The organism is Actinomadura sp. 9N215, assembly GCF_044326345.1.
In the GTDB taxonomy this organism is placed as follows: domain Bacteria; phylum Actinomycetota; class Actinomycetes; order Streptosporangiales; family Streptosporangiaceae; genus Spirillospora.
Genome location: NZ_JBIRBA010000001.1, coordinates 513,027 through 530,320, shown reverse-complemented (window position 1 = coordinate 530,320; position 17,294 = coordinate 513,027). Strand labels below are relative to the sequence as shown.

The window sequence follows — 17,294 nt, the reverse complement described above, 5'->3', positions numbered from 1 at the left end:
TGAAAGAGACGGAGTCGGCCAGATGCCAGGCATGACTGTTCCAGCCCCGCCGGGACTGGAGGGCCACGAGGCCGACGAAGAGCCGGTGACCCGCCAGCAGATCAGTCCCGACACGCTGCCGCGGATCGTCCCGTACATCCGCCGGTACCGCTGGATGCTGACGCTGCTGCTGCTCATCACCCTGCTCGACGCGGGCGTCGCGGCCGGCACGCCCGTGCTGTTCGGGCAGGTCATCGACCGGGGCATCGTGCCGCAGAAGCTCGGGGTCGTGATCGCGCTGGCCCTGATCATCGCCGGGCTGGCCGTGCTGAAGGCCGTCGCGGGCTACGTCCGGGCCCGGCTGTCGGCCGGGATCGGGCAGAGCCTGGTCTTCGACCTGCGCGCCCAGGCCTACGACCACGTGCAGCGGCAGTCGCTCGCCTTCTTCACCCGGACCCAGACCGGGTCGCTGGTGAGCAGGCTGAACACCGACGTCGTGGGCGCGCAGCAGGCGGTGACGATGCTGCTGTCGCAGACCGTCGAGACGCTGCTGACCCTGGTCCTGGTGCTGGCCGCCATGTTCTACCTGTCCTGGCAGCTGAGCATCGCGGCGCTGCTGACCATCCCGCTGCTGATCCTCCCCGCCAAGATCATCGGGTCCAGGCTGCAGCGCCTCACCCGGGAGACGATGCAGCTCAACGCCGAGATGGGCTCGCTCATGAACGAGCGGTTCAACGTCGCAGGCGCGATGCTCGTCAAGCTGTACGGACGGCCCGACGAGGAGTCCAGGCTGTTCACCCGGCGGGCGCGCCGGGTCCGCGACGTCGGCGTGCGGGCCGACGTCGTCGGCGAGATCCTCGCCATCGTGATCGGCCTCGCCAGCACGCTCGCGCTCGCGGTGATGCTCGGCGTCGGCGGCTACCTCGTCATCGACGAGGCGTTCAAGGTCGGCACGCTGGTGGCGATGATCACGCTGCTGACGCAGCTGTACGGCCCGGTCAACCAGCTGTCCAGCCTGCCGGTCGCCGTCCTGATGGCGCTGGTGAGCTTCGACCGGGTCTTCGAGGTGCTGGACCTCAAGCCGCTGGTCGAGGAGCGGCCGGGCGCCCAGGTGCTGAACGCCCGCGGCAACGGGCACGGGCCCGCCGCCGTCCCGGAGATCGAGTTCCAGGGGGTGTCGTTCCGCTACCCGTCCGCGGCGGAGGCGTCGCTGCCCTCGCTGGAGTCGACGTCGGTCGTCGTGCCCGAGCGGGGGAGCAAGACCCAGGTCCTGAACGAGGTCAACTTCCTCGCGCCGGCCGGCCGCCTCACGGCGCTGGTCGGCCCGTCGGGCGCGGGGAAGACGACGATCACCCACCTGGTGCCCAGGTTCTACGACCCGAGCGCGGGCGCCGTGCTGATCGGCGGGCGCGACGTCCGCGACCTCACGATGACGTCCCTGCACGACTCGGTCGGCGTGGTGACGCAGGACGCGCACCTGTTCCACGACACGATCCGCGCGAACCTGCTCTACGCGCGGCCGGACGCCTCCGAGCCCGAGGTGGTCGAGGCCTGCGAGGCGGCCCGGATCTGGGACCTGATCGCGGCCCTTCCCGACGGCCTGGACACGATGGTCGGCGACCAGGGCTACCGGATGTCCGGCGGCGAGAAGCAGCGGATCGCCCTGGCCAGGCTGCTGCTGAAGGCCCCGCCGATCGTCATCCTCGACGAGGCGACGGCCCATCTGGACTCGGCGTCCGAGGCGGCGATCCAGCGCGCGCTCAAGACCGCGCTGGCCGATCGGACCTCGCTGGTCATCGCGCACCGGCTGTCCACCGTCCGCGACGCCGACCAGATCCTGGTCGTCGACGGGGGCCGGATCGCCGAGCGCGGCACGCACGACGCGCTGCTCGCGGAGGACGGCCTCTACGCGGAGCTGTGCAACACGCAGTTCGCCCGGCAAGCCGGCAACGGTACTGGTCCCACGATTTCCTGAACGCCGCGTTCAGGCGGAGGTGTTGGCAGTGGCGTCCGATCATTCGGCCACCGAGGAAAAGCCCGGTTTCACCGCGGTGCACGAGCTCATCGCGGCCCGGGCGGAGGCGTGCCCGGACGCGGTCGCGGTGGTGTGCGGGGAACGATCGCTCACCTATGCCGGGCTGGCGGGGCGGTCGTCCCGGCTGGCCCGGCTCCTGCGCGTGCGGGGTGTCGGGCCGGAGTCCGTGGTGGCCCTGTGCCTGCCGCGCGGCGTGGACATGGTGACCGCCGCGCTCGGGGTGTGGCTGGCCGGGGGCGCGTACGTGCCGCTGGACCCTGACTACCCGTCCGAGCGGCTGGCCTTCATGCTCGCCGACAGCGGCGCCGCGCTCCTGGTCGGCGAGCGGGCCGCCGCGAGCGCCCTGACCGGCGGGGCCGCCGGGGCCGTCGGCGGCGGCACGGTGGGGATCTTGGACGGCGCCGCCGCGGTGTGGCTGGACGACCCGTCCGTCCGCGCGGAGCTGGCGGCGGCGGATTCCACTCCGTTCGAGCCGGTGCGGGTGGACCCGCGCGGGCTGGCGTACGCGATCTACACGTCCGGGTCGACGGGGCTGCCGAAGGGCGTGCAGGTGCCGCACGGCGGGCTCGCGAACCTGGTGGCCGGGGTGGGCCCGGTGCTAGGGGTGGCGCCCGGGGTGCGGATGCTCCAGTTCGCCTCGTTCAGTTTCGACGCCGCGGTGCTGGACATCGCGGCGACGCTGGCGTCCGGCGGGACGCTGGCCGTCGCCACCGCGCCGGAGCGGGCCGAGGCGAGCAGGCTGACCGGGATGCTCCGGGCGGGCGCGGTGCAGGCCGCGAGCATCGTGCCGTCGCTGCTCCGGACGCTGTCGCCGGAGGACGTGCCCGGCCTGGGCACCGTCCTCGTGGGAGCGGAGCGGCTCACCGAGCAGGTCGCGCGGGCGTGGGCGCCGGACCGCCGGCTGGTCAACACGTACGGGCCGACCGAGGCCACGGTGATGGTCACCACCGGGCCGGTCGATCCCGAGATCCGGGAGGCGCCGCCGATCGGCACCCCGGTGCCGAACACGGGCCTGCACATCCTGGACGAGGAACTGAAGCCCGTGCCCGCCGGGGTCACCGGCGAGCTGTTCATCGGCGGGCCGCAGGTCGCGCGCGGGTACGGCCACCGTCCGGCCCTCACCGCGGAACGGTTCGTCGCCGACCCGTTCGCGGCGGACGGATCGCGCCTCTACCGGACGGGCGACCGCGTCCGGCGCACCGCCGACGGCGCGCTCCATTTCGTGGGCCGGGCCGACGACCAGGTCAAGGTGCGCGGGTTCCGGGTCGAGCTGGGCGAGGTGGAGGCCGCGCTGGCCGCCCATCCCGCCGTCCGGGCCGCGGTCGTGACCCTGACCGGCGACGGGACGCGGTCGCGGCTGGCGGCCTACCTCGTCTCAGCCAGCCCGGGCGCGGGCGTCCCCGGACCGGCCGAGCTGCGCGAGTACCTGCGGGGACGGCTGCCCGACTTCATGATCCCGGCCTCGTTCACCGGGCTGGCCGCGCTGCCGCTCACCCCCGCCGGCAAGATCGACCGGGCCGCCCTCCCCGACCCCGACCCGGGCCGTCCCGATCTGGACGCCCCCTACGTCGCGCCCTCGACCCCCACCGAGGACCTGCTGGCCGGCATCTGGGCCGAGGTCCTCGGCGTCGACCGGGTCGGCGCGCACGACACCTTCTTCGAGCTCGGCGGCGACTCCCTGCTCGCCATGCAGGTGATCGCCAGGGTGCGCCGCGTGTTCGGGGTCGAGCTGCCGCTCAGCGTCCTGTTCGACCAGCGCACGGTGCGGGGCGTGGCCACGGCCGTCGAGGGTCCTTCGGCGCGGACGCCGGCGCCGCCGGTGACCCCGGCGCCCCGCGACCGGGCGCTGCCGCTGTCCTTCGCCCAGCAGCGGCTGTGGTTCCTCGACCAGCTCGAACCCGGCACGGCCGAGTACACCATCCCGATGCGCGTCCCGCTGCCCGCGGACGTCGACGTCCGCGAACTGAGCGCCGCGCTGAACGCCGTGGTGGCCCGGCACGAGGCGCTGCGGACCCGCCTCGTCGCCGGCCCGGACGGCACGGCCCGCCAGGCGATCGACCCGCCGGGACCGGTGCCGCTCCCCGTCGCCGACGTGTCCGCGACGGCGGACCCGGTGCGCGCCGCCGACCTGCTGGTCGCCCTCGACGCCGCCGCGCCGTTCGACCTGGCCGCGGGCCCGCTGATCCGGGCCTGCCTGATCCGGCTCGGCCCTGTTCGCGGCCGGGCGGCCGGGTACGTGCTGTCGCTGACCCTGCACCACGTCGCGTTCGACGAGTGGTCGGGCGGGATCCTGCGGCGCGAGCTCTCCGCCCTGTACGCGGCGTTCCAGGCAGGGGAGCCGGACCCGCTGCCGCCGCTCGGGGTGCAGTACGCCGACTTCGCGGTCTGGCAGCGCGCCTGGCTGACCGGCGAGGTGCTGGACCAGCAGATGGCCTACTGGAAGGACCGGCTGGCCGGGCTGCCCGAGCTGGAGCTGCCGACGGATCGGCCGCGTCCGCCCGTCCGGTCGTCCGCCGGGCGGGTCACGCGGTTCGCCGTCCCGGACGAGACCGCCGACGGGCTGCGCAAGGTCGCCCGCGAGAGCGGCGCGTCGATGTTCATGGTCGTGTTCGCCGCGTACGCGGCGCTGCTCGGACGGTACTGCGGCACCGACGACGTGGTGGCGGGCACGCCGGTGGCGAACCGGAACCGGGACGAGACCGAGGACCTGATCGGGTTCTTCGTCAACACGCTGGTGATGCGCGCCGACCTGTCCGGCGACCCGACGTTCGCCGAGCTGGTGGGCCGGGTGCGGGAGATGGCGCTCGGCGCCTTCGCCCACCAGGACCTGCCGTTCGAGCAGCTGGTCGACGCGCTGGTGACCGAGCGGGACAGGTCCCGCACCCCGCTGTTCCAGGCGTTCTTCAACTACGACGTCGAGGACCCGGGCGACGTCGGCACGGACGTCGTCGCGAAGTTCGACCTGCGCCTGATCGTCGTGGACGACGGCGCCGGCCTGTCGGGAATGGTGGAGTACGGCACGGCCCTGTTCGACGCGGCGACGATCACCCGGCTGATCGACCACCTGAACACCCTGCTCGGCGCGGTCGCCGCCGACGAGGCGCTGCGCCTGTCGGACCTGCCGCTGCTGACGGCGGCGGAGCGCGGCGAGCTGGTGGACGCCTGGAGCGGCGCCGCGGCCACGCGACCGGAGGCCGTCACGCCGCCGGAGCTGCTGGTGGCGCGTGCGCGTTCGGCTCCTGACGCGGTGGCGCTGGTGGGCCCCGAGGGCTGCCTGACGTATGAGGGCCTGGCGACGCGTGCGGCCCGCCTGGCGGAATATCTGCGCGGGGTAGGCGTCGGGCCGGAGTCTGTGGTCGGGCTGTGCCTGCCCGCGGGCGCGGAGATGGTGACGGCTGTGCTGGGCGTGTGGCTGGCCGGTGCGGCCTACCTGCCGCTGGATCCGGCGTACCCGACCGAGCGGCTGGGGTTCATGCTGTCCGACAGCCGCGCGGCGGTGGTGCTGGGCACGGACGAGACCGTGGGCGACCTGCCCGCCGGGCGGCTGCGGGTCATCGCGCTCGACGACCCGATGGTGCGGCAGATGCTCGCGGCCACGACTCCCGCTGCGGTCCCGCAGGCCGCGGCGCCGCACGCCGGGCAGCTCGCGTACGTGGTCTACACGTCGGGGTCGACGGGACGTCCGAAAGGCGTGCAGGTCACGTTCGACGCGGTCGCGGCCTACGTCGCGGGCGTGGTGGACCGGGTCGGGCTGGGCGACGGCGGCCGGTTCGGCGTCCTGCAACCGCTGGTGACGGACCTGGGCAACACGATGGTGTTCGCGGCGCTGGCCTCCGGCGGCACGCTCCATGTGCTGGATCAGGGATTGGCGGCCGATCCGGCGGCGGTGCGGGACTTCGTGGCCACGTGGGGGATCGAGCATCTGAAGGTCGTCCCGTCGCATCTGGCGGCACTGGCCGGTGGAAATGCAGACGGCGGCGGGCTCGGCGGTGGCGGGTCGACGGACGGCGGCGGCTTGGCGGGCCTGATGCCGGGACGCGTGCTGGTCCTGGGCGGGGAGGCGGTGCCGGCGAGGCTGGCCGCCGGGCTGCTGGACGTCGCCGGAGACCGTCCGGTGGTCAATCACTACGGCCCGACCGAGGCGACGATCGGCGTGCTCACGGCTCGGCTCGGGCCGTCCGAGGTGGCCGCCGGGACGGTCCCGGTCGGGACGCCGCTGCCGGGCACCCGCGCCTACGTGCTGGACCGGTCGCTGAGGCCGGTGCCGGTGGGCGTGGCCGGGGAGCTGTACGTCGGCGGGGCGCAGCTGGCGCGCGGGTACGGCCGTCGTCCGGCGCTGACCGCCGAACGGTTCGTCGCCGACCCGTTCGGCGGCGACGGGTCGCGCCTGTACCGCACGGGCGACCGCGTCCGCTGGACCGCGTCCGGACACGTGGAGTTCCTGAGCCGCGCCGACGACCAGGTGAAGGTGCGCGGCTACCGGATCGAGCCGGGCGAGGTGGAGGCGGCGCTCGTCGCCCACCCGAGCCTCCAGTCGGCGGTGGTCGTCACCGACGGGGACGGCGCCGACCGGAGGCTGGTGGCCTATCTGGTCCCGGTCGACGGCGGAGTCGGCGCCGGCAGCGGAGTGCCGGACGCGAGCGCCCTGCGCGACCACCTGCGCGCGCGCCTGCCGGAGTTCATGATCCCGTCGATGTTCATCGAGCTGCCCCTGCTGCCGCTGACGCCCAGCGGGAAGCTGGACCGGGCCGCGCTGCCCGCGCCCGAGACCGCGGGCGCCGAGCTCGGCACCTTCGTGGCGCCGACCGGCGTGACCGAGGAGCTGCTGGCCGGGATCTGGGCGCAGGTCCTGGGCGTGGCCCGGGTCGGGGCGGGGGACAACTTCTTCGAGCTGGGCGGGCACTCGCTGCTGGCCACGCAGGTGATCTCCCGGATCCGGGACGTGTTCAACACCGAGATCCCCCTGGCCGCCCTGTTCGACCACCCCGCCGTCCGCGGCCTCGCCGCCGTGATCGAGGAGACGGCGCCGGCCGTGCCGGTGCCGCCGGTGACGGCGGTTTCCCGCGACCGGCCGCTGCCGCTGTCGTTCGGCCAGGAACGCCTCTGGTTCATGGACCAGCTCGAACCGGGCTCGACCGAGTACAACGTGCCGTCGCCGCTGTGGCTGCACGGCCGTCTCGACACGGCCGCCCTCGGCGCGGCGCTGGGCGCGATGGTCGTGCGCCACGAGGTGCTGCGGACGCGCCTGGTCGCCGGACCGGACGGCGTGGCCCGCCAGGTGATCGATGAGCCGCGTCCGGTGCCGCTGCCGATGGCGGACGTGTCCGGCGTGCCCGACCCGATGCGCGCGGCCAGGGACCTCGTCGCCGTGGACGCGGCCGCCCCGTTCGACCTGGCGGCCGGTCCGCTCCTGCGGGGCTGCCTGATCCGGCTGGGCGAGGACGAGCACCTGCTGGCGCTGTCCATGCACCACGCGGTCTCCGACGAGTGGTCGGGCCGGATCTTCCGCCGCGAGCTGTCGGAGCTCTACCAGGCGCTGCGGGCGGGGGAGCCCGACCCGCTGCCGCCGCTGCCGGTGCAGTACGCCGACTACGCGGCCTGGCAGCGTTCGTGGCTGACCGGCGAGGTCCTGGACGGTCAGCTCGACTACTGGCGCCAGAAGCTGGAGGGGGCGCCGACGCTGGAGCTGCCGACGGATCGGCCTCGTCCGCCCGTCCGGTCGAGCGCGGGCACGGCGACCGGGTTCGTCGTGCCGGCCGAGACCGCCGACGCGCTGCGCCGGATCGCCCGCGCGAACGGCGCGACCATGTACATGACGTTGCTGGCGGCATACCTGGTGCTGCTGGGCCGCTACTGCGACACCGACGACGTCGTGGTCGGGACGCCCGTGGCGAACCGGAACCGTGCCGAGACCGAAGGGCTCGTCGGGTTCTTCGTCAACACGCTGGTGCTGCGCACGGACCTGTCCGGTGACCCGGCGTTCGCCGAGCTGCTCGGTCGCGTCCGGGAGACGGCGCTGGGCGCCTACGCCCACCAGGACCTGCCGTTCGAGCGGCTCGTGGATGCCCTGGTCACCGAACGCGACCGCTCCCGCACACCGCTGTTCCAGGTCTTCTTCAGCTACGCCACCCTCGACGACGACGATGCGCCCCGTCCTGCCGGTGACCGCTCCGGGTTCCACCTGAGCGGCGGCGCCGGGCCCGGCCGGGACGCCGCCCCGGACCCGGTCGAAGTGAAGTTCGACCTGGCGCTGGGACTGGCCGATGGCGGGTCGGCCGTGGCGGGCCAGATCGACTACAGCACGGAGCTTTTCGACCCCGGCTCGATCGACCGGCTGGTGGGCCATGTGGTGACGGTGCTGGAGGCGGTGGCAGACGATCCGGGCCGTCCCCTTTCGCAGGTGCCGGTGCTGACGTCGGCCGAGCGGGAACAGGTCGTCGAAGGCTGGAACGGCGCGGCGGCGACACTGCCGCCGGTGAACGGCGTGGCCGAGCTGATCGTCGCCCACGCGGGCTCCTCCGCGGACGCGGTGGCGGTCGTGTGCGGGGAACGGCAGGTCACGTACGGGTGGCTGGTGGACCGGGCCTGGCGGCTGGCGTCCCTGCTGGACGCGCGGGGCGTCGGGCCGGAGTCGGTCGTGGGGCTGTGCCTGCCGCGCGGCGTGGACATGGCGGCGGCGGTGCTCGGCGTGTGGCTGGCCGGAGGCGCGTACGTCCCGCTGGACCCGGAGTACCCGGCCGACCGGCTGGAGTTCATGCTCGCCGACAGCGGCGCGGCGCTGCTCGTCGCTGAACGATCGGTGGCGGGCGATGTGGCCGGGGAGGACCGCCCGGTGATCTGGCTGGACGACCCGGCAGTACGGGCGGAGCTGGCGGAGCGACGACCGGCGGGCCGTCCCGAGGACGCCCGGGTGGAGCCGGACGGGCTCGCCTACGTGATCTACACGTCGGGGTCGACCGGCGTCCCGAAGGGGGCGCAGCTCGCGCACCGGGGCCTGGTGAACCTCGCCGTCGGCCTCGGGCCCGTGCTGGGCGTCGACCCCGGGACCAGGGTGTTGCAGTTCGCCTCGTTCAGCTTCGACGCGGCCGTCCTGGACATCGCGGTGACCCTGGCGCGCGGCGGGACGCTCGTGGTGGCCGCCGAGGCGGAGCGCGCCGACCCGGCCGGGCTGGCCGCGATGGTGACCGGGCTGGGAGTCGAATCGGCCAGCGTGGTGCCGTCGCTGCTGGAGGTCCTGGACCCGCGGCGGGTGCCGGGGCTGGGCACCGTCCTGTCCGGGGCGGAGCGGCTGACCCGGGAGCTCGCGCGCGCTTGGGTGCAGGACCGGCGACTGGTCAACACTTACGGGCCGACCGAGGCCACGGTGATGGTGACCACCGGGCCGGTGGACCCCGAGCCTCAGCGTGCCCCGGCCGTTGGCCGCGCAGTGCCGAACATGCGCCTGTACGTGCTGGACGGGTCCCTCAACCCGGTGCCGGTAGGGGTGCCCGGGGAACTGTTCATCGGCGGGCCGCAGCTGGCGCGCGGCTACGGAGGCCGCCCGGCGCTGACCGCGGAACGGTTCGTCGCCGACCCGTTCGCCGCGGACGGTTCGCGCCTGTACCGGACGGGCGACCGCGTGCGGTGGTCCGCGTCCGGTGAGCTGGAGTTCGTGGCCCGCGCCGACGACCAGGTCAAGGTGCGCGGGTTCCGGATCGAGCCGGCGGAGATCGAGGCCGTCCTCACCGCCCATCCCGCCGTGCGCTCCGCGGTCGTCACCGTGGACGGCACCGGCGCGGGCGCCCGCCTGGTGGCCTACCTCATCCCCGCCGACCACGCCGAAGGCATTCCCGCGCCCGACGAGCTGCGCGGGTTCGCCGCCCAGCGGCTCCCCGAGTTCATGATCCCGGCCGTGTTCATCGAGCTGGCGGCCGTGCCGCTGACGCCCCGCGGCAAGCTCGACCGCGCCGCGCTGCCCGCGCCGGAGGCCCGTCCCGCGCTGGACGGCCACTACGCGCCGCCGTCCACGCACACCGAGGAGCTGCTGGCGGGAATCTGGGCCGAGGTGCTCGGCCTGGACCGGGTCGGGGCCGACGACAACTTCTTCGCGCTCGGCGGCCATTCGCTGCTGGCCACGCAGGTCATGTCCCGGATCCGGACGGCGTTCGGGGCCGATGCGCCGCTGGCGGCGCTGTTCGCCCAGCCCACCGTGCGCGGCCTCGCCGCCGTCATCGACGGCACGTCCCCGGCGCCCGGAACCTCGGTGGAACGCCGCGTGCCGCCGGTGACCCGGGCGCCCCGGGATCAGGCTCTGCCGCTGTCGTTCGGGCAGCAGCGGCTCTGGTTCCTCGACCAGCTCGAACCGGGCTCGACCGAGTACAACGTCCCGTCGCCGATGTGGCTGGGCGAGGACCTGGACGTCCGCAGCCTGGAGAAGGCGTTCGGCACGATCGTGGCGCGGCACGAGGTGCTGCGCACCCGCCTGGTGATCGGCCCGGACGGCGTCGGCCACCAGGTCGTCGACCCGCCCAGGCCCGCGCCGCTGCCGGTCGCGGACGTCTCCGACGTGTCCGACCCGGTGGCCGCCGCCCGTCTGCTGATTATGGCGGACGCGCTGCTGCCCTTCGACATGGCGGCCGGGCCGCTGATCCGCGCCTGCGTGATCCGGCTCGGCCCGGCCGGTTACGTCCTCGCCATGACCGTCCACCACGTCGTCTTCGACGAATGGTCGGACCGGATCTTCCGCCGCGAGCTGGCGGCGCTGTACGAGGCATTCCAGGCCGGGGAGCCCGACCCGCTGCCACCGCTGCCGGTGCAGTACGCCGACTTCACCGTGTGGCAGCGCTCGTGGCTGACCGGCGAGGTGCTCGACGGCCAGCTCGACTACTGGCGGGACCGGCTGGCCGGGGCCCCGCTGCTCGACCTGCCCACCGACAGGCCGCGTCCGCCCGTGCGGTCGAGCGCGGGCGCCGTGGTGCCGTTCACCGTCCCGTCCGGAACCGCGGACGGGCTGCGGCAGATCGCCCGCGACAACGGCGCCACCCTGTTCATGACGCTGTTCGCGGCGTTCACCGTCCTCCTCGGCCGCTACAGCCGCCAGGACGACATCGTGGTGGGCACGCCGGTCGCGGGCCGGAACCGCGCCGAGACCGAGGACCTCATCGGGTTCTTCGTCAACGATCTGGTGCTGCGCACCGACCTGTCCGGCGACCCGACCTTCATCGAACTGCTGGGCCGCGTCCGCGACACGACGCTCGCCGCCCACGCCCACCAGGACCTGCCGTTCGAGCAGCTCGTCGACGCGCTGGTCAGCGACCGCGACCGGTCCCGCGCCCCGCTCTTCCAGGTGCTGTTCAACTACTTCCTCACCGAGGACGGCCCGCACCAGAACCTCGATCCCGGAGTGCTGGAGGGCCTCTGGACGGGCGCCATCTCCCGCTTCGACATCCGGGTGATCTTCGACGACGACGGCCGCGAGCTGTCCGGCGTCATCCAGTACCTGGTGGCGCTGTTCGACGCGTCGACCATCGAGCGGATGGCCGGGCACCTGGGCACGATCCTGGACGCGGTCGCCGCAGGCGCCGACCGTCCCGTCTCGGCGCTGACGATGCTGACGGCCCCCGAGCGCGAGCGGCTCACCGTCGAATGGAACGACACCGCCGAGTCCTGGCCCGCGCAGGCCGCCGGGGTGCACGAACTGGTCGCCGACCAGGCCGCCGCCCACCCGGACGCGGTCGCCGTGACGTGCGCGGGACAGTCCCTCACCTACGCCGCCCTGATGACACGGGTCGGGCGGATGGCGGGCTACCTGCGCGGCGTCGGGGTCGGGCCGGAGACCATCGTCGGGCTCTGCCTGCCCCGCGGGATCGATCTGACCGTCGCCGTCCTGGCCGTCTGGCAGGCGGGCGCGACCCACCTGCCGCTGGACCCGGCGTACCCGCCGGAACGGCTCGCGTTCATGCTCGCCGACAGCCGCGCGGCCGTCCTGATCGGCACGTCCGAGACGGTGGACGACCTGCCCCTGCGGCGGATGCGGGTCATCGCGCTCGACGACCCCATGGTGCGGCCCGCGCTGGAGGCGGCGGCGCCCGCCGAGGCCGTGCCGCCGCGGCCCGGGCAGCTCGCGTACGTGATCTACACCTCCGGCTCGACCGGACGGCCCAAGGGCGTCATGGTCGGGCACGACGCGCTGGTCAACTACGTGTACTGGTTCAACCGCCGGTTCGGCGTCACGGCCCACGACCGGGTGCTGGTGTCGTCGTCGCCGAGCTTCGACGCGTTCGGGATCGAGCTGTACCCGGGGCTGGCCGCCGGGGGCACGCTGGTCGTCGTCCCGCCGTCCGGGCCTGGCGCGGACGTCGACGGGCTGATCGACACGATGGCGGCGCAGCGGGTGAGCGTCCTCGCGACCGTCCCGGCCATGCTCACGCTTCTCACCGGGCACGACGGGCTGGCCGCGTGCATGGGCGTCCGGCAGGTGGTGTGCGGCGGGGAGCAGCTCACCGAGCTGACCGCCGCCGCCCTCGCCAAGGTGCTGCCGGTGCCGCTGCACAACGTGTACGGCCCGACCGAGGCCACCATCGACGTCACCTCCTACACCCGCCTGCCGGACGAGACCCGCGACGACGAGCCGGGGACGGGCGGAGCGCTGCCGATCGGCGCCCCGCTGTCCAACACCCGCCTGTACGTCCTGGACGAATCGCTGCGCCTTGTCCCGGTCGGCGTCGCCGGGGAACTGTTCATCGGCGGCACCGGCCTGGCCCGCGGCTACCTCCGCGCGCCCGGGCTGACGGCGGAACGGTTCGTCGCCGACCCGTTCGCCGGTGACGGCTCCCGCCTGTACCGGACCGGCGACCGGGTCCGGTGGCGCGCCGACGGGCAGCTGGAGTTCGTGAGCCGGGTCGACGACCAGGTCAAGGTGCGCGGCTACCGGATCGAGCCGGGCGAGATCGAGTCGGTGTTGGGCGCGCACGCCGGCGTCCAGTCGGCGGTCGTGGCCGTGGTCGGGGACGGAGCCCAGGCCCGGCTGGCGGCCTACCTGGTCCCGGCCGACCGCGTCGCGGGGCTCCCCTCGGTGTCCGACCTGCGGGAGCACCTGCGGACGCGGCTGCCGGAGTTCATGATCCCGTCCACCTTCACCGAGCTGACCGCCGTGCCGCTGAGCCCCACCGGCAAGGTCGACCGCTCCGCCCTCCCGGACCCGGACGACACCCGCCCCGAGGTCGGCCGGTTCGTCGCCCCGCGCACCAGGACCGAGCAGATCCTGGCCGAGGCGTTCAGCCGGGCCCTCGGCGTGGACCGCGTCGGCGTGGACGACAACTTCTTCGAGCTCGGCGGCGATTCGATCATCGGCATCCAGGTCGTGGCGCGCGCCCGGGGACTGGGCGTCGGGGTGTCGGTGGCGCAGCTGTTCGACCACCAGACCGTGGCGTCGCTGGCCGCGGCGGCCGCCGGTGACGTGGTCGTGGCGGCGGACCAGGGCGCGGTCGAGGGCGAGCACGCCCTGTCGCCGGTGCAGAAGTGGTTCTTCGGTCTGGGCCTGCCGGTGCCGTCCCATTTCAACCAGTCGGTGCTGCTGGAGGCGGCGTCGCCGGTCGACGCGGGGGCGTTGCGGGACGCGGCGGCGCGGGTGCTGGCGCATCACGACGGTCTGCGTTCGCGGTTCGAGCAGGTGGACGGCGTCTGGCAGTCCCGGGTGACCGGAGTCGACGACGCGGCGGCCGCAGACCTGATCTGGGAAGCGGGCCCACGCCCCGCCGACCTCACCGACGAAGAAGAGTGGCTCACCCGGGAGGCCGACGCGGCCCAGGCGTCGCTGGACCTCTCGGCAGGCCCGCTGATGAGGATCGTGGTGTTCGACCGCGGCGATCAGCCGTGGCTGGTGTTGGTCGTGGTGCATCACCTGGTCGTGGACACCGTGTCCTGGCCCGTCCTGGTGGAGGACCTGACGTCCGCGTACGGCCAGGTGCTGGCCGGAGACCCGGTGGCGCTACCGGCCAAGACGACGTCGTTCGCCGCGTGGTCGTCGTACTTGACGGAACTGGCGGCCTCGGACGAGCTGGTCGAAGAGGCGCCGTACTGGGAGCAGGTCGCGGCCCAGGCCCGTCCGGTCCCGCGCGACCGCCCAGACGGCGGCAACGCCGCTGCCGCAGGCCGCGAAGTGCGGGTGTGGCTGGACGTCGAGCAGACGTCGCGCCTCCTGCATGAGGTCCCGGCGGCGTCCCGCCTGCGGATCGACGAGGTGCTCCTAGCCGCGCTGGGCATGACCTTGGGCCGCTGGCTGGACGGCGACGGTCCAGTGGTGGTGGACGTGGAAGGCCACGGCCGCCACGAAGAAGGTCCCGGGATAGACCTGTCCCGAACCGTGGGCTGGTTCACCAGCCTGTACCCGGTCGCACTCCCGGGCGGAACAGACCCGGGTACGGTGCTGGCGACCGCGAAGGAGACGCTCCGGCAGGTCCCCCGCCATGGCCTGGGCTACGGCCTGTTGCGCTACCTGGCGGGTTGGCAGCCGCCCGCGACCACCGAGATCAGCTTCAACTACCTGGGCCAGGCCACCCCCAACCAGGCCGGTGACGACCGAACCGGTAACGACCTGTTCCGGCCGGTCGAGGGGCCGCGCGGTCAGGCGCGTTCGCTCGACGGCGACCGGATGCACGTGGTCGAGATCATCGGCCAAGTGGTCGACGGCCGCCTGCTCCTGGGCTGGAACTACAGCGGCGAGGTGCACGACGAGGCGACGATCAGCGAACTGGCGCACCGGTACCTGGAGACCCTCGGCGAGCTGATCGACCACTGCTGCCGTCCGGAGGGCGGCGGCGGCTTCACGTCGTCGGACTTCCCGCTGGCCGACCTGGACGACACCTCCCTGGACCTCATCGCCCAGCATTTCGGCTCGGTGGCCCGGCCCGACGAGAGCACCGATTCCGGAGGTCGGCCATGACGGCGTTCGATCTGACGGCGCGACCGCGCGGCGGCGCCATCGAGGACATCTACCCGCTGACGGGGCTGCAGCAGGGCATGCTGTTCCACTCCCGGCTGGCCGCCGAACCGGGGATGTACTGGGTCCAGTACGGGCTGCGGCTGGACGGCCCCCTCGACCTCGGCGCCCTGCGCGAGGCGTGGGAGCTGGTCTTCGCCCGGCACGAGGTGCTGCGCACCGGGGTGTGGGATCAGGCGAAGGTGCCGGTGGCGGTCGTGTCGCGGTCGGTGCCGCTGCCCTGGCGGGTGATCGACCTGTCCGGCCTGGACGAGGACGTCCAGCGGCGGGCCGTCGCGGACCACGAGGCCGCCGACATCGCCGAGGGCCCCGACTTCGCCGCGCCGTCGCTGGTGCGCGTCGCGGTGGTGCGCCTGGACGAGGAGCGGCATCGGCTGCTGTGGAGCTACCACCACCTCCTGCTCGACGGCTGGAGCGCCCAGGTGGTGATCAGGGAGGTCCTGCAGACCTACCGGGACCTGGCGGCGGGACGGCGGCCGGACCTGCCGGGCCGCCGCCCGTTCCGCGACTTCGTCGCCTGGCTCGCCGCCCAGGACAAGGACGAGGCCAAGCGGTACTGGCGAGAGCACCTGGAAGGGTTCACCGAGCCCACCTCCCTAGTCATAGCCCACACGCCCGCCCAGACCGCCCAGACCGCCCAGACCGGCCAGACCGCCCAGACCGGACGGGGCACGGTCTCGACCCGTCTACCGGCCGCGACCACCACCCGGATAGCGGAGTTCGCGCGACGCCACCGCCTGACCGTCAACACCGTGGTCCAGGGAGCATGGGCGCTGCTGACGTCGCGTTACACCGGCGCCGACGACGTGGTGTTCGGCGTGGTGTCGTCCGGGCGCAGCGGCCAGCTCGAAGGCATGGAGGACATGGTCGGGCTGCTGATGAGCAGCATCCCGGCCCGGATCGGGGTCGACGCCGGTCAGACGGTTCCGGAGTGGCTGGGGGCCGTCCAGGCCAGGCAGGTGCGGGGCCGCCGCTTCGAGCACACCGCGCTGACCGACATCCAGGCCAGCAGCCGCCTCGCCGCCGGTCAGCCGCTCTTCGACACGCTGTTCGTGTTCGAGAACTACCCCACCCCGGCCGCGCGGGGCCGTGCCGGCGCCGCGGAGACCGGCCTCCGGATCGAGCGGACCCAGCCCGCCGAGATGCAGGCCAACGAGCCGCTGGGCGTGATCGTCAACTGGGGCGACGAGCTGGGCGTCCGGCTGCTGTTCGACCGGTCCCACTTCGACGCGGGCACCGTCGAGCGGATGGCCCGCTATCTGGCCGAGGTCCTGGAGGCCATCGCCGCGGACGACGGCCGGACGGTCGCCGACCTCCCCGTGCTCGCCCAGCGGGAATGGCGCCAGGTCATCGACGAATGGAACGACACGGCGATGCCGACGCCGTCCGTCGGCGGCGTGGACGAACTCATCACCGAGCGGGCGGCGTCGGACGCCGTCGCGGTGGAATGCGGCTCCCTGTCGCTGACATACGCCGCGCTGGTGGCGCGCGCGTCCCGGCTGGCCCACTGGCTGCGCGGCGCCGGAGTCACGGCGGAGACGGTGGTGGGCCTGCACCTGCCGCCCGGTCCGGACATGGTGACCGCCATCGTGGCGGTCTGGCTGGCCGGCGGAGCGTACCTCCCGCTGGACCCCGACCAGGCGAAGGACCGGACGGCGTTCATGCTGGACGACAGCGGCGCGGCGATCGTCGTCGGGACCGGCCTGCCCGCGTCCCTGCCCGCCGGGCTGCCCGCGATCGCGCTGGACGATCCGGCGATCCGGGCCGCGGTCGCGGCGGCGCCCGCCACGCCTCCCGCCCCGGCGGCGGGCGGCCCGGGACGGCTGGCGTACGTGATCTACACCTCGGGTTCGACGGGCACGCCCAAGGGCGTCCAGGTGGCGCACCGCAGCGTGGTCAACATGGCGGCCGCGTTCGCGGCGGTGTTCGGGGCCGGTCCCGGGGTCCGGGTGCTGAAGTTCGCGCACCTCAGCTTCGACGGCGCGGTGGCCGAACTGGTCATGGCGCTGGCGCTGGGCGGGACGGCGGTGGTCGCCACGGTGCGGCAGCGCGCCGAGTCCGGCCTGCTGGCCGGGCTGGTCCGGGACCGGGCCGTGCGGCTGGCGGTCATGCCGCCGTCGCTGCTGAAGGTGCTGGAACCCGGCGATCTGCGCGGGCTCGGCACGCTGGTCACGGTGGGGGAGCGGCTGGACGCCGACCTCGCCGCGGCCTGGCAGGACCACCACCGCATGCTCAACGGCTACGGCCCCACCGAGACCACGGTCGGCGCGTGCGTCGCACGCGTCGGCCCGTCCGCCCAGG

Annotated in this window: 3 protein-coding genes (1 of these 3 only partly in view); all 3 read left to right on the top strand. The window is 74.0% G+C overall.

What is annotated here, in order from left to right; genetic code table 11:
* The first annotated feature begins 31 nt into the window (after window positions 1–31).
* Tightly spaced (at most 28 nt apart), the 3 genes in view from ACH34T_RS02190 to ACH34T_RS02180 form a layout consistent with a single transcriptional unit that may run on beyond the window.
* Window positions 32–1,954 (top strand): ABC transporter ATP-binding protein, encoded by a 1,923-nt coding sequence (locus ACH34T_RS02190; protein ID WP_395990199.1) that lies wholly within the window; start codon window positions 32–34, stop codon window positions 1,952–1,954.
* A 28-nt stretch (window positions 1,955–1,982) separates the two neighbouring features.
* A complete protein-coding gene (locus ACH34T_RS02185) occupies window positions 1,983–14,936 on the top strand; it encodes an amino acid adenylation domain-containing protein (protein WP_395990198.1) in 12,954 nt (4,317 codons plus the stop codon).
* Window positions 14,933–17,294 carry the beginning of an amino acid adenylation domain-containing protein gene (locus ACH34T_RS02180; RefSeq protein ID WP_395990197.1) on the top strand. Its footprint extends 4,211 nt past the window's final position, so the window shows 2,362 of its 6,573 coding nt (coding positions 1–2,362); it begins with the start codon at window positions 14,933–14,935; its stop codon lies off the right edge, out of view. The genes ACH34T_RS02185 and ACH34T_RS02180 overlap by 4 nt, the downstream gene beginning before the upstream one ends.

What these genes read in the sequence shown, in the direction of transcription:
- ACH34T_RS02190 (WP_395990199.1), top strand. Translation starts at nt 32, where the DNA reads ATGACTGTTCCAGCCCCGCCGGGACTGGAGGGCCACGAGGCCGACGAA.